Consider the following 23,083-nt stretch of genomic DNA (forward strand, 5'->3'; position numbering starts at 1 on the left):
CCGGAATCATGGCTAGTCGCAGCGTGGTTCAGGACGCCGTCGATACCCAGCGCGCGATCGAAATGATCCGGCTGGGGGCGCGGATGCAGATGCTCGAAGCCGAGACAGGGCTTTCGCGTGAGCGTCTGCTGCGTCTTTACAAGGAGGTGCGCGGGGAGTCCCCTCCCAAGGGCATGCTGCCGTTTTCGACCGACTGGTTCATGAGCTGGCAGCAGAACATCCACGCTTCGCTCTATCTGGGTTTCTATGACTTCCTGAGCGAGAACGCCGGGATGGATGGGCTTGCTGCGATTCTCTCGGCGTTCCGGATGTATCTGGATCACTGTGAGCAGCACCAGCTCGATGTCGTGCTGAGCCTGACCCGGGCCTGGACTCTGAATCGATTCTTCGATGCGAAGATGCTCCAGCGCACGACCTGCACCTGCTGTGGCGGGCGCTTCGTTGCCCATGCGTTCGATCCGACCCACGACTACGTTTGTGGTCTCTGTCACATGCCTTCGCGCGCTGGCAAGACGCGCCGCGCCGCCTTGGCGAGTGCGCCCGCTGAGGCCGATTGAGCCTTCTTTGCCGCATTCCGCGTTGCTGCCTGCATCAAAGGTTCTTGACCCCTTTTGTGCCTTTCGGGCTTCTGCTAAGGGCGGATCGGCGCTGATCGCATGACTGCGGTCAGCTTAAGTTTCCCGTCCCGGTGCCGATACGATTACAGTAGCGGCTTTGCGCCGCATCGCGAAACAGGGGAAGGTCGGGCATGTTTTTGATCATCGGCTATGTGGTGGCTTTGGCGGCCGCATTGGGTACATATGCGATCCACGGCAGCCTTGCCGCGCTGTGGGTGCCTGCCGAGTATGGAGCGATCATCGGCCTGATGGTCGGCGCCTTCATCGCCAGCAACGGTTCGAAGACGATCAAGGCGACCCTAGGCGCAATCCCCTCGATCTTCAAAGGATCGATGTACAACAAGGCGATGTACATGGATCTGCTCGCGATGCTCTACGAGATCCTGGCCAAGGTGCGCAAGGAAGGTTTGATGTCGATCGAGAGCGACGTCGAGAATCCCGAGAGCAGCTCGATCTTTGGCAAATACCCGAGCGTGACGGCCGATCACCATGCGACCGAGTTCCTGACCGACTATCTGCGGATGATGGTCGGCGGCAATCTGAACGCCTTTGAGATCGAAAACCTGATGGACATGGAGATCGAGACTCATCACGAGGAGGCTCATGCTCCCGCGCACGCGGTCGCCAAGACCGCCGACGCTCTGCCGGCTTTCGGTATCGTCGTTGCGGTGATGGGGGTTGTGAACGTGATGGGCTCGGTTGGCGAGCCTCCGGCCGTGCTGGGCAAGATGATCGGCGGAGCACTGGTCGGGACTTTTCTCGGCATCCTGCTCTCCTATGGTTTCATCTCACCGATCGCGAGCCAGCTCGAGCTCAAGGTCGAGGAGGGCGCGAAGATCTTCCAGTGCATCAAGGTCGTGCTGCTGGCCAGCATGAACGGCTATGCACCTCAAGTCGCGATCGAGTTTGGGCGCAAAGTGCTTTTCTCGTCCGACCGGCCGAGCTTTGCCGAGCTGGAAACCGAGATCAAGAACCGCAAGAAGTGATCGATTCCAGAATGACGGTGAACGCGGCGAGTGCAAATGGCTGAAGCAACCCAGCAACCTATTGTTGTCAAGAAGATCAAGAAGGGCGGGGGCGGCGCGCACGGGGGCGCGTGGAAGCTCGCCTATGCCGACTTCGTGACTGCGATGATGGCCTTCTTCCTGTTGATGTGGCTGCTCGGTTCGACGACCCAGGCTGACCTGAAAGGCATCGCTGAATACTTCGAGTCGCCGCTCAAAGTGTCGATGTCGGGAGGCAGCGGCTCGGGCGATGCGACTTCGCTGATCCCCGGTGGCGGCGAGGATCTGACCCGCACCGTCGGCCAGGTTGCCCGTTCCGATACGCCCTCGCATCAGAAGAGGATGAAGGCCGCGCAGGTCGATCCCGCCAGCCTGGAGAAGGCCGAGCGGGCAAAATTCGAGGAAGCCAAGCGGAAAATCGAAGCGCTGATCGAAGCGAATCCGACGCTGCGTCAATTCAAGAATCAGCTCCTCCTCGATATCACCAGCGAAGGCTTGAGAATCCAGATTGTCGACGAGCGGAACCGGCCGATGTTCGACTCGGGGGCCGCGACTCTGAAGAGCTATACCCGCGAGATACTCCATGCGGTTGCGATCTCGCTCAACGACATCGACAACCGGATCAGTCTCTCTGGGCATACTGACGCGACGCCCTATGCGGGGGGGGACAAGGGCGTCGGCAATTGGGAACTCTCGGCCGATCGGGCCAACGCCAGCCGGCGCGAGATGGTTTTTGCGGGACTGGCGGAGGCCAAGATCGCGCGCGTGGTCGGCCTCGCTGCGACGGTTCCTATCGACGTCAAAAATCCCTATGCTGCAATCAACCGGCGGATCAGTATCGTCGTGATGAACCGGCACACCGAAGAGATGCTGGCCCAGTCTGGCCAGACTCTGGACAAGGATGCGAAGACAAACCCGACAGAAGGTGCAGCGAATGACTCAGGGGAGGCAAGCTCCGAGCTGCCTGCCCTGCCGACTGCAAAGAAGCCCTGATCTCGTGGCGAGGCTGTTCGAGCCCGGTGGGCGTCTGAATACAAATGGGGGAGCCGTGCAAATTGATCTGAGCCAGTTTCATCAGATATTCCGGGGTGAGGCCGAAATGCTTCTCGCCCGCATCGATGCGAGTCTGAGTTCGCTCGAACCCGAAAGAGCCGATCCGGACCTGACCGAGACGGTCTTCCGTTCCGCGCATACGCTCAAAGGGGCCGCCGCAGCGCTTGCGCTCGACGATATCCGCGATCTGGCTCTGGCGCTTGAGCGCGCCTTTGCCTCCCGAACAGGGGGCTCGGTCGGCGAGGCCTTGTTGCAGGCTGCCACCACGGCGACCCTGTTGATGCGCGAAATGCTCTGCGAACTGGGCCGGAGCAGCGATCCGCTGCGCGCCGTGGCAAGCCAGGCGCGCGATCATCTGACCCGGTTTGCGGCGCCGGGCGATCTCGAAGCGGGGACTCTGCCGGAGGCGGCCAGCGGCGCTTCAGTTCGCTGCCAGGAGGCTCTGCGATGAGCGATTTCCCGAAAAAGCCGGCGCCCGGATTGCCTCAAACGCCTTCCCGGCCCACGCCGACGAGACCCTCTGTTGCGCCCGCGAGTTCGACGTTTCCCAGCCGGACTGCGACGACTCCGGCGCGACCGACCTCTTCGCTGACGCGACCAGTGGTGCCCGCCGCGCGCGCTTCGACGACGGTCGATTCGGGGGCCAAGGCCCGCGCGGCGATCTATGAGAACCTGCGCCGGATAGATCCCGGGGAGCGCGAATTCCTGTTCACACAGAAAGATTTCGAACGCGTGCGCGCGCTGATCTACAAGCACGCCGGAATCTCGCTGTCTCCGATCAAGCAGGACATGGTCTATAGCCGGCTCGCTCGTCGCCTGAGGGCGAGGGGGGATAAGTGCTTCGCCGACTACCTGGACAAGCTCGAATCGACCCACGATGCCAAGGAGTGGGAAGAATTCGTCAATTCGCTGACGACCAACCTGACCTCGTTCTTCCGCGAAGCTCATCACTTCGATGTGCTGGTCGATTTTCTGCGCAAGAGCGACTCACACCGTCCGGTCAAGATCTGGTGCTGCGCGGCATCCACCGGCGAGGAGCCCTATTCGATCGCGATTTCTGCCTGTGAGGCCTATGGCTCCCTGAATCCGCCGGTGCAGATCATCGCCAGCGATCTCGATACCAACGTGCTCGCCCAGGGAGAGCGCGGCGTCTATGGCCTGGACCGGATAGACAGGATGTCGGCCGAGAGGGTACAGAAGTACTTCCTCAAAGGCACAGGAGATCAGGCGGGCAAGGTCAGGGTCAGACCGGAGCTGCAGAGGCTGTTGAGCTTTCGTCAGGTCAATCTGCTTGAATCGTCCTGGCCCGTGCAGGGGCCTCTCGACGTGATCTTCTGCCGCAACGTGATGATCTATTTCGACAAGCCGACCCAGTACACGATCCTCAAGCGTTTTGTTCCGCTGCTGCGCCCGGAAGGTCTGATGTTCGCCGGTCACTCGGAGAACTTCATCCATGCCGCCGATCTCTTCCGCTCCCAGGGCCGCACCGTCTATGTGCGGGCCGATCGCAAGCCGGGCTGAGTCCGAAGGTTCAAATGGCCATCAAGGTTCTAGTTATCGACGATTCGGCGCTGATGCGCAAGGTGCTGACCGAGATCATCAACAATGGAGATGGACTCGAAGTGGTCGGCTCAGCCGCCGATGCGGCGAGCGCCGATGCGCTGATCCGCCGCCTCGAGCCCGATGTCGTGACGCTCGATGTCGAAATGCCCGGCGAGAATGGCCTGGTTTTCCTCGAACGCCTGATGCGCGAGCGCCCTCTGCCCGTGCTGATGATCTCGGGCCACACCGAGCGGGGCTCGGACAACGCCTTCAAGGCCCTGGAACTCGGGGCCGTCGATATTGTCTGCAAGCCGAGATTTTCGCTGCGCGGGCTGAAGCCGCAGAGCGAAGAAATCTGCGAGAAGATACGCGCAGCCTTTCTGGCTCGGCTCAATCAGAAAAAGAGGCTTGAATTGAATTCCCGGAGTGCCGGAGTTGTTGCCGCACCGACCCTTCCGGCCGCGGGGCTGGAGAGTGGTGTGTTGCGTGAAAAGTTGGTTTTGGTTGGGGCTTCGACCGGGGGAACCGAAGCGATCAAGGATTTTCTGACCACGCTGCCGGCCGACATGCCCGGAATCCTGATCGTCCAGCACATGCCCGAGATGTTTACCGGCTCCTTTGCGCGCCGGCTCGACGGCTTGTGCAAGCTGCACGTCAAGGAGGCCGAGAGCGGCGAGCGGGTTCAGCCAGGAAACGTCTACCTCGCTCCGGGCCATTCGCATCTGGCGGTCAAGCGAAGCGGCGGCAGCTATTTCTGTGAACTTCTGAAAACCGAGCCGGTCAACCGCCACCGTCCCTCGGTTGATGTGCTATTTCATTCCGCTGCGCGTCAGGTCGGAGCCAACGGGCTTGGCGTGATCCTGACCGGGATGGGCAAGGACGGCGCCCAGGGCATGTTGGCGATGCGCCAGGCCGGGTGCTGGAACATCGGCCAGGATCAGGCCAGTTGCGTCGTCTACGGGATGCCGCGCGAGGCCTGGATGATTGGCGCTGTCGACGAACAGGCTCCGCTGGCAGAGATCGCGCAGAGAGTGGTCAACCGCTTGCGCCTGCCTTCACGCAAGAGCGTTTAGCGCGCGTCGCACCGGCGACACAGAGGAAAGTATGGAAACCCAAGTCAGCCTGCACGATGGCAAGGCCGTGATGAAGCTCGCGGGCCGTTTCGATTTCAACGCGCACCGCGAATACCGCGAGGCGCTCGAACGCCTGAGCGCCTTGCCCGAGAACTCCGACTTCGTCGTCGATCTGGCCGAGGTCAGCTATCTCGACAGTTCGGCCCTGGGTATGCTGTTGCTGCTGCGCGACCGCGCCCGGCATGCGAACAAATCGGTCACGCTCTCGGGCGTCAAGGGCACGGTCCGTCAAGTCCTGGAAATCGCGAACTTTTCGAAGATGTTCGCGATCACCGAATAGCGCGAGTCTTCTCTCAGCGCTCTTCCCTCAGTGCTTCCCATTCGTCGATCAACAGCTGCAGCGATTGCGTGCCCCGGTACTCGTTGCAGGAGAGCCTGAACGCGACACGCAGTTGTTCGGGGGCCGGATCGCTGTGGCGGAAGCGGATCGCTTCGAAGCGCGCATCGCCCTTCCTGAGCGTCAGCTTTACATGCTGGTCTTTGAGCAGGCGCTGATCCTCGACTTCGAACTCGTCGGCGAAAACCGGTGCCGGGAAGCCCTGGCCCCAGATTCCCCGCTCGAGAAGGTGGGCCGCTTCCAGCGTCATCTCGTGCATGGCGAGTGCGCCGTCGGTCTCGAGCAGCGGGTCGAAGAGGGCTGGGTCGGCGGATTCGGCGATCACGTCGATGAAGGTCCGGGCGAAGCGCGCGAAATCGGTTTCCCTGATCGTGATTCCGGCCGCCATCGCGTGTCCGCCGAAGGCGAGCAAAAGTCCGGGTTCGCGTTTGCTGACGAGATCGAGCGCATCGCGCAGATGGATCCCGGCGATCGAGCGGCCCGATCCTTTGAGCAGTCCGCCCTCGGCGCGGGCGAAGGCGATGACCGGGCGTTTGCGCTGCTCCTTGATCCGCCCGGCGAGGATTCCGATCACCCCCTGGTGCCAGTCGGGGTCGAACAGCGCCAGCGCGCGGGCCTCCCCGATGTCCATACGCGAGAGCATCGTTTCGGCCTGCTCGCGCATCTGTTGCTCGATGCCGCGTCTCTCCTGATTCAAGGTGTCGAGTTCGCGGGCGATCGCCAGTGCCCGGCGCGCGTCGTCAGTGACGAGGCACTCGATGCCCAGGGACATGTCGGCGAGGCGGCCGGCCGCGTTCAAACGTGGGCCAAGGGCAAAACCCAGATCGAAAGTCGTCGCCGAAGCCGGATCGCGGCCGGCCGCCGCGAACAGCGCCAGGATGCCTGGCTGGACGCAGCGCTTGCGCATCCGGGCGATGCCCTGGTGGACGAGCAGACGGTTGTTGTGATCGAGTTTGACGACGTCGGCGACGGTGCCGAGCGCGACGAGATCGAGCAGATCGACGAGCCGGGGCTCGGGCCTCTGTGCGAAATGGCCCCGGGTTCTGAGCTCGGCGCGCAAGGCCATCAGCGTATAGAACATCACGCCGACGCCGGCGAGGTGCTTGCTCGGAAAATCGCAGCCAGGCTGATTCGGGTTGACGATCGCGGTCGCGTCGGGAAGCGTGTCGCCGGGCAGGTGGTGGTCGGTGACCAGGGTCTTGATGCCGAGGCGGCGCGCCGTGGCGACGCCCTCGACGCTGGCGATGCCGTTGTCGACGGTGATCAGCAGCTTGGGATGGCGCAGAGCGGCCTGCTCGACGATGGACGGCGTTAGCCCGTAGCCATCCTCGATGCGTCGGGGAACCAGATAGTCGACTTTTGCCCCCATCGCCCGCAAGCCGCGCAGGCCGACCGCACAGGCGGTCGCTCCGTCGCAGTCGTAGTCGGCGACGATCAGCATCGGCTCTTCTGCGGTGATCGTGTCGGCGAGCAGCTTTGCCGCCTCGGCGAGGCCTTTCATTGCCGTGGGCGGGAGCAAGGCCTTGAGTTCGTAGTCGAGCTCGGCGGCGTTCTCGACGCCGCGGGCGGCATAGAGCCTGGCCAGAAGCGGAGGCGTTCCGGCCTCGGTCAGGCGGGTGAAGGCGGTGCGAGCGGGCGTTCGGGTGGTGATGCGACTCATTTTTCAGGTCCGGATCAGTTGCCGGGAAAGCGGGGCAGGGCGGCGCCAGAACGCGAAGCGCCGCGACGCGATCGCGAGTTCGGGCCCGCCCGCGCGCAGAGGGGCGCTGATTTCGAGGCGGACACCCCGACGGCGCAGCACGTCGCGCAGCGGCGCGAAGAGCCGCGCTTCGAGCGAGAGCAGCGCGGCGAGCCAGGCCTCGCAATCCGAGTACAGCACAGGCTGTTCGAGTTCTTCGATCAGGATCACCAGCTCATCTGCGCCGGAGTTCAAGGCTTCGCCCAGGCGCGCGAGCGGCAGGGCGAAGCTGCCGGCCAGCTTTGCCGCGCCGTGGCCGCTCAGCGAGTCGGCGACGACGAGAGGCCGGGGGGCTGCCGCAGGCTCGGGAGTCGCTCCCTGGCCCCAGAACCATAGGCGGTTGATCGCGGGAAGGCCAGACTCTTCGCGGCGCGCATTGAGCGCGCTCTCGTGCAGCGCGATCTCGACTTCACCGGCAATCCTGAGCCATTCGCGCTCGTCCTCCCCTTCGGGCAGGAAGTAGGAGAGGGGACGGCCGGCCGCGTCGATCAGCGGCGCGAAGCGGATCCGGGAAGCTGTCGTGAGGCGCAGATAGCCGCGCTCGGGGCTGGCCATATGAAATTCGCCGTGGCCCGCGAGGGTTGCGCGCATCAGGCGCTCTAGATCCTGAGCCTCTTCCTGCGTAATCTTCAAGGCTTGCGCCGGGTTCAGCACCAAGTGCTCGCCGGCAAAGGACAGATTGACCGGGTCGGCGCAGAGCCAGTTCTCGCCGGGGCGCGGGCAGGGGCTGCCGGGCTCGCCCGCAGCGCGCAAGGCGGCCGCTCCGGCATCGAGCGCGAGCGCGCGCGAGAAGGCGCGTGCGGCGTCCGCTTCTGTCTGTCCTGTCTCGTGGCTGCGGGCGAGCAGCCACGCAAGAGAAGGGAGCTCCACGGAGTCCAGGCCGGGAATCGAGGTCGTGGAGAGGGGCGAGGTGGGCCAGAACAGGCCGGGCGCGACGAGGCGGATGTGCATTTACATTGCGGAACAAGGTTTTCCCGCTCGGCGGGCTGTCGAGTGTAACATGCGGGGCAACATGAAATTCGAACTCCTGATCGGCCTGCGCTATGTGCGCGCCCGCCGCCGCTCCGACGGTGGCAATCGCTTCATCTCCTTTATCTCGATGGTGTCGATGCTGGGCATCGCGCTCGGCGTCGCGGCGCTGATTGTCGTGCTCTCGGTCATGAACGGCTTCCAGCGCGAGCTCCGAACCCGCATCCTGGGCGTCGCCGCCCATGCCGAAGTCGTCTCCTATGAAGGCGATCTCGCCAACTGGCAGACTCCGCTTGAAGTCGCGCTCCACCATCCCGGAGTGCGCGCCGCCGCGCCCTACGTCCAGCAGCAGGGCATGCTCGCCGAAGGCGGCACGGTTCGCGGCGCCGTCGTGCGCGGCATATTGCCCGAAGAGGAGGCGAAGGTCGCCGACATCGGCCAGCACATGAAGGCGGGCAGCATGGACATGCTCAAGCCCGGCGAGTTCGGCATCGTGCTTGGCTCCGAACTGGCCAAGGCGCTCGGCGTTATCCCCGGCCAGAAAGTGATGCTGTTCGCGCCGACCGGCATCTTCACTCCGGTGGGCATGCAACCGCGTTCCAAGCAGTTCACGGTCGTTGGCATCTTCGATGTCGGAATGTTCGAATTCGACGGCGGCCTCGCGCTGATCCATATGCAGGATGGCCAGGCTCTGTACCGGATGGGTTCCAGCGTCTCGGGCGTGCGCCTTCTGCTCGATGACATGAACGCGGCGCCGCGCATCGCCCGCGAGCTGATGCCCAAACTCGACAGCTCGATCGGCGTCGTGGACTGGACGAAGAGCCATGCGAACTTCTTCCGTGCCGTGCAGATCGAGAAGAACGTGATGTTCATCATCCTGTCGCTGATCGTCGCGGTCGCCGCTTTCAACATCGTCTCGACTCTGGTGATGGCGGTCCAGGACAAGCGGGCCGATATCGCGATCCTGCGCACGCTGGGCGCGACGCCGGCTTCCGTGATGGCGATCTTCGTGATGCAGGGCGCGCTGATGGGGCTGATCGGTCTGGGCATCGGCGTCGTAGGGGGCGTGCTGCTGGCTCTGAACATCAGCACGATCGTGCCCTTCATCGAACACGTCTTCGGCATCCAGTTCCTCGCCAAGGACGTCTATTTCATCTCCGAACTGCCTTCCCAGCTGATCTGGAGCGATGTGACAACGATTACCGCGGTGGCTTTCGTGCTGACCCTGGTAGCCACTCTGTATCCGAGCTGGCGCGCTTCGCGTGTCAACCCGGCCGAGGCTCTGCGTTATGAATGATGTTCCGGTGATTTCGTGTTCCGGCCTTGCCCGGCGCTATGGCAGGGCCGACCATACGGTCGATGTGCTGAGCGATGTCTCGCTCGACGTCGCGCGGGGCGAGAGCATCGCGATCGTCGGCGCTTCCGGCTCCGGCAAGAGCACACTGCTGCACCTGCTCGGCGGGCTCGACGCGCCGACCGAAGGGAAGGTCAGTCTGCTCGGCGAGGATTTCTCGTCGCTGACCGAAGCTGAACGCGGTCGGCTGCGCAACCGCTCGCTCGGTTTCGTCTATCAGTTCCACCATCTGCTTCCCGAGTTCTCGGCGCTCGAAAACGTCGCGATGCCGCTGTTCATTCGCCGGATGAAGCGCTCCGACGCGCTTGCCAAGGCCGCCGCGATGCTTGCTTCGGTCGGTTTGAGCCACCGCCTCGAACACGCGCCGGGAGAGCTCTCCGGCGGCGAGCGGCAGCGCGCTGCGATCGCCCGGGCTCTGGTCACCGAACCGGCCTGCTTGCTCGCCGACGAGCCGACCGGCAATCTCGATCGGCAGACCGCCGAGAACGTGTTCGATCTGATGCTGGATCTGCGCCACAGATTGGGCACCAGCGTCATCATCGTGACCCACGATCCTCTGCTCGCGGCGCGCGCCGACCGGCAACTGAGTCTCGCGGACGGACGACTGGTCTGATCTCGTCGGGCCGGCGTGGCGCAATGCCTCGCCGGAGCGAGGCGGGGCCGCGACAATCCGGTCCTCATGCCTCCCGTCGTTCTCGCTTCGCTGCCGTTCTGCCTCGGCATCTATTGGCTGCAGTGCCAGGCCGAATTGCCGCCGCTGTGGCCTGCCGCCTTGCCACTTTCCCTCGCCGTGCCGCTGTGCGCCTTCTTCTGGCGTCGCCGGCCAGCGCTGGCGAGGATTTTGCTGATCCTCTCTTTCCTCGTTGGTGGAGCTGGCTGGGCGATCTGGCGCGCCGAACTCAGACTGCCCGACCGGCTCAGCGCGGAACTCGAAGGTCGCGATCTGATCGTCGAAGGCCGGGTCGAGGGACTGCCGAGGTGGAGCGAGCGCTCGACTTCGTTTCAGTTCGAGGTGCTGAAAGCCGAGCCCGGAGTCCCGAGCCGTTTGCTGCTGGCGGTCTATGGTTCGAGCCGCGGTGGGCGGCTCTCGCCTCATCCGGGCGAGCGCTGGCGCTTCGCGGTGCGGCTCAAGCGCCCTCATGGAACGCTCAATCCACACGGCGCGGATTTCGAGGCCTGGATGTTCAGCCAGGGACTCGGTGCGAACGGCTACGTCAGGCAAGCTCCGCCGCCGCTGCGCCTCGCGGCCGGACCGGAGGGCTTGGCCGCGCGCGTGGACCGGCTCCGCGAAGCGGTACGCGAAAGCATCGTCAGGGCTCTTCCCGAGTCGCGCTGGCAAGCCTTGCTCGTCGCTCTGGCCGTCGGTGATCAGCGCGGAGTGCCGGCCGACCAGTGGCGGCTCTTCGCGCGGACCGGGATCACCCACCTCGTTTCGATTTCCGGACTTCACGTCGTGATCTGGGCCGTCATCGTCGGCGCGCTGGTCGCGGCGCTCTGGCGCAGGGTTCCCGCCCTGGCCTTGCGCCTTCCCGCCCAGCAGGCGGGCGCTTTGCTGGGCGTCGTCGCTTCCCTGATCTACTGCGCTCTGGCGGGCTGGGGCGTTCCGGCCCAACGCTCGCTGCTGATGCTCGCCGTCGCAGCGGCAGCCCGCTTCGGCTGGCGCAAGCTGAGCCCGGCGAGCTCGCTGGGCCTGGTGCTGCTCGTCGTGCTGGTCCGCGATCCGTGGGCCGTGTCCGGCAAGGGCTTCTGGCTCTCCTTCGGCGCGGTCGCATTGCTGCTGTGTTCGGGGCTGGGGCGGCTCAAGCGTGAATCGGCGCTGTCCGGCTGGCTCCGGGCCCAGTGGGCGATGCTGCTCGGGATGCTGCCGGCCCTGCTGGCGCTGACCGGTCAGGTGTCGCTGGTCGCGCCGCTCGCGAACGCGGTCGCGATTCCGGTCGTCACGATGCTTGTGCTGCCCCTCGTGCTCGGCTTCGTGCTGCTGCCCTGGACGCCTCTGCTGGATCTGGCCTCCCTCGTGTTCGATGTCCTCGCCAGTGGGCTGGAGGTGCTCGCCCGTCCGCAATGGGCGGTCTGGCAGCCTCCCGCGCCACCGGCCCTGCTGCTGTTGGTCGCTGGCTTTGCCGCGATCTGGCTCCTGCTGCCGCGCCGCATTCCCGGCAAGGCTGCGGCCTGGGCCTTGCTGTTGCCCCTCGCGCTCTGGCCGGTCGCTCGCCCTGCATTCGGCCAATTCGAGCTGACCCTGCTCGATGTCGGTCAGGGTCTGGCCGCCCATGTCCGCACCCGGACGCATGATCTCGTCTTCGATGCCGGCCCTTCTTACGGTGGCGGCAGCGATGCCGGTCAGAGCATCCTCGTTCCCTATCTGCGCGGCGAGGGGGCGATGCCGCTCGATGCGTTGGTGATCAGCCATTACGACTCGGATCATTCGGGGGGAGCTGTGAGTGTCGTCGATGCGATCGGTGCGCGCCGCCTGATCGGCTCGGTCGAGGCGGGCGACGCGCGGCTCGCTCTGGGCGGGCGGCGAGTCGAGCCCTGCCGGCGCGGTCAGAGCTGGGACTGGGACGGAGTCCGCTTCGCGATCCTGAACCCCGAAGCGGGAGCGGCGCTTGCGAAGAACGGCAACACGACTTCCTGTGTGATGAAGGTCTCGACTGCTTCCGGCTCGGTATTCCTCGCGGCCGATGCGGATCTGGCTGCCGAAGCCGGGATGCTTGCCGCCGGCGCGCTGGCTCCGACGACGGTGCTCGTCGCGCCTCACCACGGCTCGCATACCTCGTCGGGCGCTGAGTTCATCACCGCGTTGTCGCCGCGCTGGGTGCTGTACTCGGTCGGCTACCGCAACCGCTTCGGCCATCCCCACGCGGAAGTCGCCGAGCGCTACCGCCTCGCTGGTGCGCGCGCGTTGCGCACCGACCGCGACGGCGCGCTGCGTTTTGCCTTTGGCGCCCGCGTCGAGCTGGTCGCGCGCTGGCGGCAGGTCGCCAGGCGCTACTGGCAGACCGAGTGGCTTGAAACAGCGCCGCATTAGGGCGCTTATACTCTGCGGTTTCCCGGCACTGGTTCGATATGAAGACGATCATCGCCTGCGACATTCATGGCATCCATGCCGAGCTCCGGGCGCTGTGCGCTCCGCTCGGCGAAGCTCTGACTTTTCTGTCCCCATGGGAGGGCGAGGGCTGCCCGTTCGCGAGCGAAGCGCTGGCCCATCAGGCGCTGATTGCGGAGCGCGGAATCGAAACCTATGCGGACAGGATTGCGGAATGCGCCGCAGGCGAGCCGGTTTTTCTGATCGCGTTCAGCGTCGGCGCGACCGCCGCCTGGCTCCACGCCTGCTCGGGCGAGGCTCATCCGGAGAGCGCTGCGGTGTTGTTCTACGGTTCGCGAATCCGCGAGCACGCGCAGCGCGTGCCGAAGTTTCCGGTCGAAGCGATCTTCGCCGAGCGTGAAGCCTCGTTCGAGCCCGCAGCGCTCGTCGCCGCGCTCAAGCGCGAGAGGGTTCGCTGCGCGATCGTGCCGGGCACGGCCCACGGCTTCATGAACCCGTGCTCAGTGAATTTCGTCCCCGATCTCGCCGACCGCTGGGTTGGCGAGATCGGCAAACGGCTCGATGCCTGGAGTGCGCATCAGGGCTTGTGAGCAGTCCGCCGCGCAGGCGGCGGACGCATCAGGACTCAGCCGAAGTTGCCGGTATCCACCCATTCGGCCGAGATCAGCGACCACCAGTCCACGGCCAGACCTTTGAGCACATAGTCATAGGGAAGCCAGCCGTAGCCGCCATCTCCCCAGCCCGTGCCCCAGGAGTTGCGGATCAGCAGCGCGCCGGTCGTCGGAGCCGCGCCGGCGTTGGTGTTCTTGATCTGGATCGTGTCGTCGTAGCCGGCGACGACGACCGCGTGGCCGCCGACGATCTTGTCGGCCGCGGTCGGGAAGGGGATCGCGCCGTGGTTCGCGACGTTCGCCTGAGTGTAAGAGCTATAGACCGTGAAGCCGAAGAAGGCCGGAAGTCCCGCGGCCAGATTGGTCTTGATCTTGGTCAGCAGCGCGGTTTTGCTGGTTCCGGACGGATCGAGGCGGTAGTACTTCAGGGCCTGATAGTTGCTGCCGAAAGCGTACAGAAAGGCGCTGGGCTCGAGGTCGAATTTGCTGACGTCGTAAGGCCAGTAGCTTTCGGGCGGCACCCCGAACAACACCAACGCTTCCATCGTGCTGCGCAGATAGGCTCCGGTGTCACCGGTCCATTGGAGCAGGTTGCGGGTGCTCTTGTACAGGAAGAGGCGAGAAGCGTCGATATGCTTGCCGTAGGCGCGGCGCTCGAAGTATTCGAGCAAACCGACTCCGGCGTTCGCGGTGCAGGAACCCAGGCTCTTCTGGTCTTCGATCGGCGAGAACCAGGCGCGCAGGTCAACGCTGGCCGGCAGCGCGGCCGGAGCCACCTTGACCTTGTTGAGCAGGTTTTTGACGCGAGTGTCTTCCGGCGTGTAGTCCTTGATGCTGGGCAGGTCACGCATCCAGCCAAAACTGACCGGTTCTGTCGATTCAGACATGAACATCTCCTTTGTTGAGGGGCTCCATCGAGGAGCGGAGCATGCTTCCCGTTCCCTGCCTTGGCAAGGGGAACGCACGCTCTCCGTTGGATGGGGCTGACCGAGTTTTACGATAGGCTCCTTTCCGGGTTATGCAAGCGGGATGGCTGGTGGCCGGGCTGGCTCTTGGCGAGGGCGGTGATAGACTGAATGATCGCCTGACGCCGGAGGTGGAACGTGTGCTCAGCTCTCAGAAGCGGGTTAGGAGATGCGGTCATCGCGCACTCATACCGCGAGCGGAGTGTGCTGTGCGCGGATCCGCACGGCCTGCACCGGATGGCCTTTGTCGAGTGGGGCGCTCCGGACAATCCCCGGGTGCTGATCTGTGTCCACGGTCTGACGCGCAACGGCCGTGATTTCGACGATCTGGCCCGGGCGATGGCCTCCGACTACCGGGTGCTGTGCCCGGACATCGTCGGGCGAGGGCGCAGCGGCTGGCTGCCGGCCGGAACCCATTACGTCGTGCCCCAATATGTCTCCGACATGATGGTGCTGATCGCCCGCAGCGGTGCCGAAACCGTCGATTGGGTCGGCACTTCGCTAGGCGGACTGATCGGCATCGCGATCGCCTCCCAGCCCCTGTCACCGATAGGCCGCCTCGTGCTCAACGATATCGGCCCCGAACTGAGCGCCGAATCCCTGCACCGGATTGCCCAGTACCTGGGTTTGGCGCCGGTCTTTGCCGATCGCGGGCAGGCCGAGCAATACATCAGGATGACCGGCGCATCGTTCGGCAAGCTCTCCGATGCGCAGTGGCGGCACCTGACCGACTATTCGATCCGCCCCCATGTCGGCGGAGGGTGCGAGCTTCGTTACGATCCCGCGATCGGATCGGCTTTCCGCTCGGCGCTGCAGAAGCACGACATCGAGCTGTGGCCGCTCTGGGAGGCCATCAGTGTGCCGACCCTGGTTCTGCGTGGGGCTGAGTCAGACCTGCTGAGCGTCGATACGCTTGAGCGGATGAAGACGAGCGGCCCGCGGCCTGAAGTTGTCGAGTTCGCCGGAGTCGGGCACGCTCCGGTCCTGATGGATTTCGAGCAGATCGAACCGGTACGGGATTTTCTGTTGCAGGTTTGAAAAAATCACTGCCTTTGCGGCGTCTTTTTGATCCAGATGGAGCACGAAAGCGCGCTGTTGTGGCTTACTGATGCGTTCCCGGGCGCAGGTTTCGCCGGCCCGGGTTCGGGCCAATCGTGCTCAAGGCACGGCGGATCCGAAGCATTCCCGGGCGTTTGTTGCCCCGTCGAAAAGCCTCCCCCAAGGCGTTCTGAGGAAACAAGATCATGGCTCACCCTCTTGCCGGCAAGCCGGCTCCCAGCGAAGTTCTGACCGATATCCCTGCGTTGCTCGCCGCCTATGCCAGCACCGTGCCGGACGTCAATGTGCCGACGCAGCGTGTCGCTTTCGGCACCAGCGGTCACCGCGGCAATGCTTTTGCCGGCAGCTTCAACGAAGCGCACATCCTCGCGATCACCCAGGCGGTTTGCGAATACCGCGCCAAGCAGGGCATCAACGGTCCGCTCTACCTGGGCAAGGACACTCACGCGCTGTCCGGCCCCGCGCAGAAGAGCGCGATCGAAGTGCTCGCCGCGAACGGAGTCGATACCCGGATCCAGGAGGATGACGGCTATACGCCGACCCCGGTGATCTCGCGCGCGATCCTCGTCTACAACCGCGATAACGAAGGCCCACGCGCCGACGGCATCGTGATCACGCCTTCGCACAACCCGCCCCAGGACGGCGGCATCAAGTACAACCCGCCGCACGGCGGTCCGGCCGACACCGACATCACCGGCTGGGTCGAAGCGCGCGCCAATGAACTGCTGGCCGACGGCAACCGCGGCGTCAAGCGCCTGCCTTACGCTGAGGCGCTGTCCGCGCCGACGACGCACCAGGAAGACTTCGTGATGCCCTATGTCCGCGATCTGGGGTCGGTCATCGACTTCGACGCGATCCGCGCGGCGAAGCTGAAGATCGGCGTCCACCCGCTGGGCGGCGCCGCGGTCGCGTACTGGAAGCCGATCGCCGAGACTTATGGCCTGGACATCGAGGTCGTGAACGCGGCCGTCGATCCGGCTTTCTCGTTCATGACACTCGATCACGACGGCAAGATCCGGATGGACTGCTCCAGCCCCTACGCGATGGCGAGCCTCGTCGCGCTCAAGGACAAGTTCGACATCGCCTGGGGCAACGACGCTGACGTCGACCGTCACGGCATCGTCACCCCCTCGGTCGGCCTGCTCAATCCGAACCACTACCTCGCGGTCGCGATCAACTACCTGTTGACCCACCGTCCGCAGTGGCCGGCGACGGCCGCGGTCGGCAAGACCCTGGTCTCGTCGGCGCTGATCGACCGTGTCGTCGGCGGTCTTGGCCGCAAGTTCCTCGAAGTGCCGGTCGGCTTCAAGTGGTTCTCGGGCGGCCTGTTCGAGGGCAGCTTCTGCTTTGGCGGCGAGGAGAGCGCCGGAGCGTCCTTCCTGCGCCGCGATGGCTCGGTCTGGACCACCGACAAGGACGGCATCATCCTGGGCCTGCTCGCGGCCGAGATCACCGCGGTGACCGGCAAGGATCCGGGCGTCCATTACCAGGAGCTGGCCGCGAAGTACGGCGCGCCGTTCTACACGCGGATCGACGCGGCCGCGACGCCGGCCCAGAAGGCCGCGTTCAAGAGCCTGACCGGCGAGAAGGTCGCTGCCTCGACTCTGGCCGGGGACGCGATCACCGCGAGGCTGACCCGTGCGCCGGGCAATGATGCGCCGATCGGCGGTCTGAAAGTGACGACCGCGAACGGCTGGTTCGCGGCCCGTCCGTCCGGCACCGAGGACATCTACAAGGTCTATGCGGAGAGCTTCGTCAGCGCCGAGCATCTGCAGAAAATCGTCGAGGAAGCCCAGCAGATCGTCACCGACGCGCTGGCCTGATCCTTCCTCTGCGCCATCAAAAAGCCCGGCCTTGCGCCGGGCTTTTTTGGGTCCGGCTAATGCGGTGGGGGCTTCATCTTTTTCTGATGGTTTTTCCAATAACTGCACAAAAATCCTCAATTCGGAAATTTTTGCACCATCTGTATGGAATTTTGTGATAATTCGTAAATCCTTTGTTCCCCTATCCTCCGCCGGAAAATCGGCCTTTCCCGATGTCCAAGTCATTTTTTGTTCGACTGCCCGCGCTGATGCGCGGGCTTTGTCTTTCCCTGCTGCTGTTCGCGGCATTCCTCTCTTCAGCCAACGCGGCGGTGACGGCGGGACTCCTCGATTTCAACAGCGGGTCTGTTGGAGGGGCAGTCTCCAGCCAGAATTCGCTTAACTTCATAGGGTCAGGGTGGTTCTACGACAACGGGACTGCGATGGTCATAAGCGGGAATGGGGCGTTCATCATTCCAGGAACGGTTACAAGTTATCAGGCGGCATCAAGCACTGGTCCCGGCACAAGTTCAAACCCGGGCATCATCAAGGTCGCCAGCACAGGCGATGCATTCAGCCTGACTTCGGTGCGGGTCGGTGGCTCTGGCTCGGATCCGTTCGTGACGATTGTCGGGTACAGGTCGGGGGGGGCGGTCGCGTCGACGAGCTGCTCTATCCCCGCGAGCAGCTTCAATTTCTGTTCGATCAACTTTACCGACATCGACGAAGTCCACTTTTACAGCAATACGGGCGATTTCGCGCTCGACGATCTGGCCGTTGCACCCTATGTCGCTCCGCTCACCGTCTCGCCCAGCAGCTTGAGCGCTGCGGCGGTTGGTTCTGCCTATAGCGCGACGATTTCCGCCAGCGGGGGAACCGCACCTTATGCCTATGCGGTGACGAGCGGCAGCCTGCCGGCAGGCTTGAGTCTCTCCAGCGCCGGCGTTCTGAGTGGTATCCCCACCACGAGCGGTAATTCCAGCTTCACGGTGACCGCTACAGATTCGGCGACTCAGCAGGCCTTCGGCAGCAAAGCCTATACGCTGGCTGTTGCTCCGGTTGTGCCTGGCGCGCCGACGGGGGTCAGTGCGACGGCAGGCAACGGTCAGGCTTCGGTGAGCTTCACTGCGCCGAGCTCGAACGGCGGCACAGCGATCACCGGCTATACGGTCACGTCCAACCCGGGCGGTTTCACGGGTACAGGGGCGAGTGGCCCGATCACGGTGAGCGGGCTCACGAACGGTACGGCTTATACGTTTACCGTCACGGCGTCGAACTCAGTCGGGAGCGGGGCGGCTTCGGCGGCGTCGAGCAGCGTGACGCCGAAGGCGGGCCAGACGATCACGTTTGCGAATCCGGGTGCGCAGAGCTTCGGCACGACGCCGAGTTTGACGGCGACGGCAAGCTCGGGCCTGACCGTCAGCTTTTCTTCCGCCACGACTGGCGTCTGCACGGTCACGACGGGGGGAGTCCTGAGCTTCGTAACGACGGGGACCTGCACGATCGACGCAGATCAGATCGGTAACAGCAGCTATTCCGCCGCAACGACGGTGAGTCGTAGCTTCGCCGTGAACGCGGTCGCGCCCGGCGCGCCGACGGGGGTCAGTGCGACGGCAGGCAACGGTCAGGCTTCGGTGAGCTTCACTGCGCCGAGCTCGAACGGCGGCACAGCGATCACCGGCTATACGGTCACGTCCAGCCCGGGCGGTTTCACGGGTACAGGGGCGAGTGCCCCGATCACGGTGAGCGGGCTCACGAACGGTACGGCTTATACGTTTACCGTCACGGCGTCGAACTCGGCTGGGAGCGGGGCGGCTTCGGCGGCGTCGAGCAGCGTGACGCCGAAGGCGGGCCAGACGATCACGTTTGCGAATCCGGGTGCGCAGAGCTTCGGCACGACGCCGAGCTTGACGGCGACGGCAAGCTCGGGCCTGACCGTCAGCTTTTCTTCCGCCACGACTGGCGTCTGCACGGTCACGACGGGGGGAGTCCTGGGCTTCGTAACGACGGGGACCTGCACGATCAACGCGGATCAGGCTGGAGATAGCAGTCTTTCCGCCGCAACGACGGTGAGCCGTAGCTTCGCCGTGAACGCGGTCGCGCCTGGCGCTCCGACGATAGGCACCGCAACGGCAGGCAACGGTCAGGCTTCGGTGAGCTTCACCGCGCCGAGCTCGAACGGCGGCGCGGCGATCACCGGCTATACGGTCACGTCCAACCCGGGCGGTTTCACGGGCACAGGGGCGAGTGGCCCGATCACGGTGAGCGGGCTCACGAACGGTACGGCTTATACGTTTACCGTCACCGCGACGAACTCGGCTGGGAGCGGGGCAGCTTCGGCGGCTTCCAATCCGGTCTCCCCCATCGCTTTGCCGGTCGCGAGCGCGGTCAGCGCGACAGTCGCTTACGGCAGCAACGGCAATGCGATCACGTTGAACCTCTCCGGGGGCGCGGCGACCAGCGTCGCGGTCGCGGGGGCTGCGAGCCACGGCACGGCCACCGCGAGTGGCACCAGCATCACCTACACGCCGGCGGCAGGCTATTCGGGCTCCGACTTCTTCTCCTACACGGCGACGAACGGGGGCGGCACATCAGCCCCTGCGACGGTCTCGATCACGGTGGCGCCGCAAGCTCCGGTCGCGAGCGCGGTCAGCGCGACGGTGGCCTACGGTAGCAGCGGCAATGCGATCACGTTGAACCTCTCCGGGGGCGCCGCGACCAGCGTCGCGGTCGCGGGGGCTGCGAGCCACGGCACGGCCACCGCGAGTGGCACCAGCATCACCTACACGCCGGCGGCAGGCTATTCGGGCTCCGACTTCTTCTCCTACACGGCGACGAACGGGGGCGGCACATCAGCCCCTGCAACGGTCTCGATCACGGTGGCGCCGCAAGCTCCGGTCGCGAGCGCGGTCAGCGCGACGGTGGCCTACGGTAGCAGCGCCAATGCGATCACGTTGAACCTCTCCGGGGGCACGGCGACCAGCGTCGCGGTCGTGGGGGCAGCGAGCCACGGCACGGCCACCGCGAGCGGCACCAGCATCACCTATACGCCGGCGGCAGGCTATTCGGGCTCCGACTTCTTCACCTACACGGCGACGAACGGGGGCGGCACATCAGCCCCTGCGACGGTCTCGATCACGGTGATGTCGCTGACGAGTCAGACGATCTCCTTTGTGAATCCCGGAACGCAGAACTTCGGCTCGGCGCTGACCTTGACGGCGACGGCGAGCTCGGGTTTGGCTATCAGCTTCACTTCCAGCTCGACGGGTGTCTGCACGGTCGGCGGTAACGTGCTGACTTTCCTGACGGCCGGAAGCTGCACGATCAACGCGAATCAGCCTGGAAATGCCAGCTATTCCGCCGCGGCGACGGTGAGCCAGACCTTCACCGTGAACGCAGTTGCACCTGGCGCCCCCGCGATTGGCACGGTGACGGCGGGCAACGGTCAGGCCACGGTGAGCTTCACCGCGCCAGCATCGACCGGAGGCGCAGCGATTACGAGCTATACGGTCACGTCCAGCCCCGGCAACGTCACCGCGACGGGCTCTTCCAGCCCGCTCACTGTGACGGGGCTCTCGGGTGGGACGGCCTATACCTTCACCGTCACAGCGATGAACTCGGCCGGGATGGGAGCGGCTTCGGCAGCCTCCAATTCTGTTTCGCTGTTGGCCCCTCCGGTTGCCAACGCGACCAGCGCGACGGTCGCCTATGGCAGCAGCGGCAATGCGATTACGTTGAATCTTTCCGGGGGCGCAGCGACCAGCGTCGCGGTCGCTTCTTCGGCGAGCCACGGTACGGCCGCCGCGAGTGGCACCCACATCACCTACACGCCGGCGGCGGCTTACTCGGGCTCGGATTCCTTTACCTATACGGCGACCAATGCTTCGGGCACGTCTGCCCCGGCGATGATCACGATCACGGTTGCGCCGCAGATTCCCGTGGCGGGGGCAGTCTCCGTCAGCGTCAAGGCGAACAGCGCGAACAACGCTGTTCCGCTCGCCTTGAGCGGCGGTGCAGCGGCGAGCGTCGCAGTTGCGGGTTCGCCAAGCCATGGCACGGCCAGCGCGAGCGGCACGGCGATCACCTACACGCCCGCTGCGGGTTATTCGGGCTCCGACTCCTTCAGCTACACTGCGACGAACGCTACCGGCACCTCCGCAGCTGCGGTGGTCACGATCTCGGTCAGTCAGCCGTTGCCGACGGCAGGGGCGGTCAGTCTCAGCGTCGAAGCGGACAGCTCGGGCAATGTCGTTCCTCTTGCGCTGAGCGGTGGGAGCGCCACCAGCGTGGCGATCGGCCGTGCGCCGAATCATGGTACGGCCAGTGTCAACGGGCTCTCGATCACCTATTCGCCCGCTGCGGGATTCTCCGGCGAGGACAGCTTCACCTACACGGCGGCGAACGCAGGCGGGAGTTCTGAGCCTGCAATGGTCAGCATCACGGTTCGTGCGCGTCCCGACCCGAGCAAGGATCCGGAAGTGATCGGACTCGTCTCGGCTCAGCTGGCGACCGCGAAGCGTTTCGCTCAGGCCCAGAGCGAAAACTTCCTGCACCGCCTGGAGAGTATGCACACACGAAGCCAGGGCCTGGCTCAGTCAAAGAATCTCGCACGAGGAGACGCGGCGCGATCTGGTCGTGCCAAAGAACGGAGTCTGTTCGCCTCTTCCTCCGCTCTGGCAGGAAATTCCGATGGCTCATCTGCGGACGCTGTTTCTGCTCCGTCTTCGGTCGGGATGCGGCCGGCAGTTCTGCCGGAACAGGATGAACGCGGTCTTCAGCCGGTTCTGCTCGACGGACAGGACTCGACCGGGGCGCCCAAGGCCAGAACCCAGGGACTGTCGGAGCTTCCCTTGTCGTCGCTGAACCTGAATCGGCAGAGCGGGGAACTCTGGGATTCCGGCATCGAGGCCTGGAGCGCTGGCGCGATCAACCTCGGGCACATCGGCAGCACGGACAGCCGCTTCACGAGCTCGGGTCTTTCGCTCGGCGCGGACTGGCGTGCAACGGAGAAGCTGACGCTGGGTCTTGGAGCGGGTCTGGGTTATGAGCGCACCCGAGTCGGTTCGAGCGGGACGAAGGAGAGCGCGAACAGCCAGGCGCTTGCGCTCTACGGCAGCTATCAGCCCGGTGAAGGCTTCTTCCTCGATGGTCTGGCTGGGCATCAGTGGCTTGACTTCGATTCCCAGCGTTATGCGAGCGCGGTCGACCAGATCGCCACTTCGCAGCGGTCCGGGAACCAGTTGTTTGCGTCGCTGAGCGGCGGCTACGAGTTCCTGAATCGAGGCTTGTTGCTCTCTCCCTACCTGCGCTTTGACTGGATCTCGACGCGGCTTCATCAGAGCCAGGAGAGCGGGGCCGGGCGCTACGACCTGATCTATCTCGAGCAGACCGTCAAGAACAAGCGCTTGGCCTTGGGGATGCGCGGCGAGGCCAACATCGAGCTCTCTTCCGCCACGGCCAGACCATTCCTGAAGTTCGAGTATCAGCACGATCTTGAGGCGCCAGCCGCGGCGGCTCTGGTCTATGCGGATCAACCGACAGGACAGGTCTATTCGCTTCTGCCGCTCGCGGTAGACCGGAATGCGGCGGTGCTCGGGCTGGGCTGCAACTTCGACTTCCGCAAGATCTGGGATCTGGGTCTGTCCTACCAGTACAACCAGGGATCGGAGTCTACGCGCGCGCACAGCCTCAAGGCGACCTTGAAGAAGGCATTCTGATCGGCGGGGACGGTTTATACCCCACAAAAAAGCCCGGCCCCGTGCCGGGTTTTTTTGTTCTGCGCCCGGCGCGGGCGAAATTCCTGTCTATGCTGGACGCATTGCCGCGGTTCGACCGCGCCGCCGCTGACGAGGA

17 protein-coding genes are annotated in these 23,083 nt (G+C 64.6%); 14 read left to right on the forward strand and 3 right to left on the reverse strand.

Going from position 1 to position 23,083, the window contains the following annotated elements:
• Positions 1-8 precede the first annotated feature (8 nt).
• The 7 genes from flhC (at position 9) to ACHFB9_RS08135 (ending at position 5,629) form a co-directional block, all read left to right on the forward strand.
• The gene (gene flhC / locus ACHFB9_RS08105) at positions 9-557 is read left to right on the forward strand and encodes a flagellar transcriptional regulator FlhC (RefSeq protein WP_417070963.1); all 549 of its coding nucleotides are present in this window, start codon (positions 9-11) and stop codon (positions 555-557) included.
• A 191-nt stretch (positions 558-748) separates the two neighbouring features.
• Entirely contained in the window at positions 749-1,603 is an 855-nt protein-coding gene (gene motA / locus ACHFB9_RS08110) for a flagellar motor stator protein MotA (protein ID WP_417070965.1), read from the forward strand.
• Positions 1,604-1,639: 36 nt separating this feature from the next.
• Positions 1,640-2,614 (forward strand): flagellar motor protein MotB, encoded by a 975-nt coding sequence (motB, locus tag ACHFB9_RS08115; RefSeq protein WP_417070967.1) that lies wholly within the window; start codon positions 1,640-1,642, stop codon positions 2,612-2,614.
• A gap of 106 nt (positions 2,615-2,720) precedes the next feature.
• Positions 2,721-3,125, forward strand: coding sequence for an Hpt domain-containing protein (locus tag ACHFB9_RS08120; protein WP_417070969.1), 405 nt, complete (start codon positions 2,721-2,723; stop codon positions 3,123-3,125).
• 152 nt (positions 3,126-3,277) lie between these two features.
• Positions 3,278-4,195, forward strand: coding sequence for a CheR family methyltransferase (locus ACHFB9_RS08125; RefSeq protein ID WP_417070971.1), 918 nt, complete (start codon positions 3,278-3,280; stop codon positions 4,193-4,195).
• Positions 4,196-4,209: 14 nt separating this feature from the next.
• On the forward strand, positions 4,210-5,289 hold the full coding sequence (locus tag ACHFB9_RS08130) for a protein-glutamate methylesterase/protein-glutamine glutaminase (protein WP_417070973.1): 1,080 nt from the start codon (positions 4,210-4,212) through the stop codon (positions 5,287-5,289).
• Positions 5,290-5,320: 31 nt separating this feature from the next.
• Positions 5,321-5,629, forward strand: a complete 309-nt coding sequence (locus tag ACHFB9_RS08135) for an STAS domain-containing protein (RefSeq protein ID WP_417070974.1) — start codon at positions 5,321-5,323, stop codon at positions 5,627-5,629.
• Positions 5,630-5,642: 13 nt separating this feature from the next.
• Here the strand turns inward: ACHFB9_RS08135 and recJ are convergent, their stop codons facing one another.
• Both recJ and ACHFB9_RS08145 read right to left on the reverse strand, forming a co-directional pair.
• A complete protein-coding gene (recJ, locus tag ACHFB9_RS08140; protein ID WP_417070976.1) occupies positions 5,643-7,346 on the reverse strand; it encodes a single-stranded-DNA-specific exonuclease RecJ in 1,704 nt (567 codons plus the stop codon).
• A gap of 3 nt (positions 7,347-7,349) precedes the next feature.
• Positions 7,350-8,375, reverse strand: a complete 1,026-nt coding sequence (locus tag ACHFB9_RS08145) for a hypothetical protein (RefSeq protein WP_417070978.1) — start codon at positions 8,373-8,375, stop codon at positions 7,350-7,352.
• A 61-nt stretch (positions 8,376-8,436) separates the two neighbouring features.
• Here ACHFB9_RS08145 and ACHFB9_RS08150 point away from each other — a divergent pair, with 61 nt between their 5' ends.
• The 4 genes from ACHFB9_RS08150 (at position 8,437) to ACHFB9_RS08165 (ending at position 13,383) form a co-directional block, all read left to right on the forward strand.
• Positions 8,437-9,690: a lipoprotein-releasing ABC transporter permease subunit gene (locus ACHFB9_RS08150; RefSeq protein WP_417070980.1), complete on the forward strand. Its 1,254-nt coding sequence runs from the start codon at positions 8,437-8,439 to the stop codon at positions 9,688-9,690.
• Positions 9,683-10,360: a lipoprotein-releasing ABC transporter ATP-binding protein LolD gene (gene lolD / locus ACHFB9_RS08155; protein WP_417070982.1), complete on the forward strand. Its 678-nt coding sequence runs from the start codon at positions 9,683-9,685 to the stop codon at positions 10,358-10,360. Before ACHFB9_RS08150 ends, lolD begins: the two co-directional genes overlap by 8 nt.
• 66 nt (positions 10,361-10,426) lie before the next feature.
• Positions 10,427-12,775, forward strand: coding sequence for a DNA internalization-related competence protein ComEC/Rec2 (locus tag ACHFB9_RS08160; RefSeq protein ID WP_417070984.1), 2,349 nt, complete (start codon positions 10,427-10,429; stop codon positions 12,773-12,775).
• Positions 12,776-12,813: 38 nt separating this feature from the next.
• The gene (locus ACHFB9_RS08165) at positions 12,814-13,383 is read left to right on the forward strand and encodes a dienelactone hydrolase family protein (RefSeq protein ID WP_417070986.1); all 570 of its coding nucleotides are present in this window, start codon (positions 12,814-12,816) and stop codon (positions 13,381-13,383) included.
• Positions 13,384-13,418: 35 nt separating this feature from the next.
• Here ACHFB9_RS08165 and ACHFB9_RS08170 read toward each other — a convergent pair whose 3' ends face one another.
• Positions 13,419-14,291 (reverse strand): C1 family peptidase, encoded by an 873-nt coding sequence (locus tag ACHFB9_RS08170; RefSeq protein WP_417070988.1) that lies wholly within the window; start codon positions 14,289-14,291, stop codon positions 13,419-13,421.
• Between the two features lie 315 nt (positions 14,292-14,606).
• Between ACHFB9_RS08170 and ACHFB9_RS08175 the strand changes: the two genes are divergently transcribed.
• The 3 genes from ACHFB9_RS08175 to ACHFB9_RS08185 all read left to right on the forward strand — a co-directional run bounded on the left by ACHFB9_RS08175 (position 14,607) and on the right by ACHFB9_RS08185 (position 22,947).
• Positions 14,607-15,407: an alpha/beta fold hydrolase gene (locus ACHFB9_RS08175; protein ID WP_417071351.1), complete on the forward strand. Its 801-nt coding sequence runs from the start codon at positions 14,607-14,609 to the stop codon at positions 15,405-15,407.
• 206 nt (positions 15,408-15,613) lie between these two features.
• Positions 15,614-17,251 carry a phosphoglucomutase (alpha-D-glucose-1,6-bisphosphate-dependent) gene (pgm, locus tag ACHFB9_RS08180; protein WP_417070989.1) on the forward strand — a complete coding sequence of 546 codons (1,638 nt, stop codon included), beginning with the start codon at positions 15,614-15,616 and terminating at the stop codon, positions 17,249-17,251.
• Positions 17,252-17,850: 599 nt separating this feature from the next.
• Complete coding sequence (locus ACHFB9_RS08185; RefSeq protein WP_417070991.1) at positions 17,851-22,947, forward strand: Ig-like domain-containing protein; 5,097 nt, start codon at positions 17,851-17,853, stop codon at positions 22,945-22,947.
• Positions 22,948-23,083 lie beyond the last annotated feature (136 nt).

It is taken from the genome of Niveibacterium terrae (assembly GCF_048213115.1).
GTDB lineage: Bacteria > Pseudomonadota > Gammaproteobacteria > Burkholderiales > Rhodocyclaceae > Niveibacterium > Niveibacterium terrae.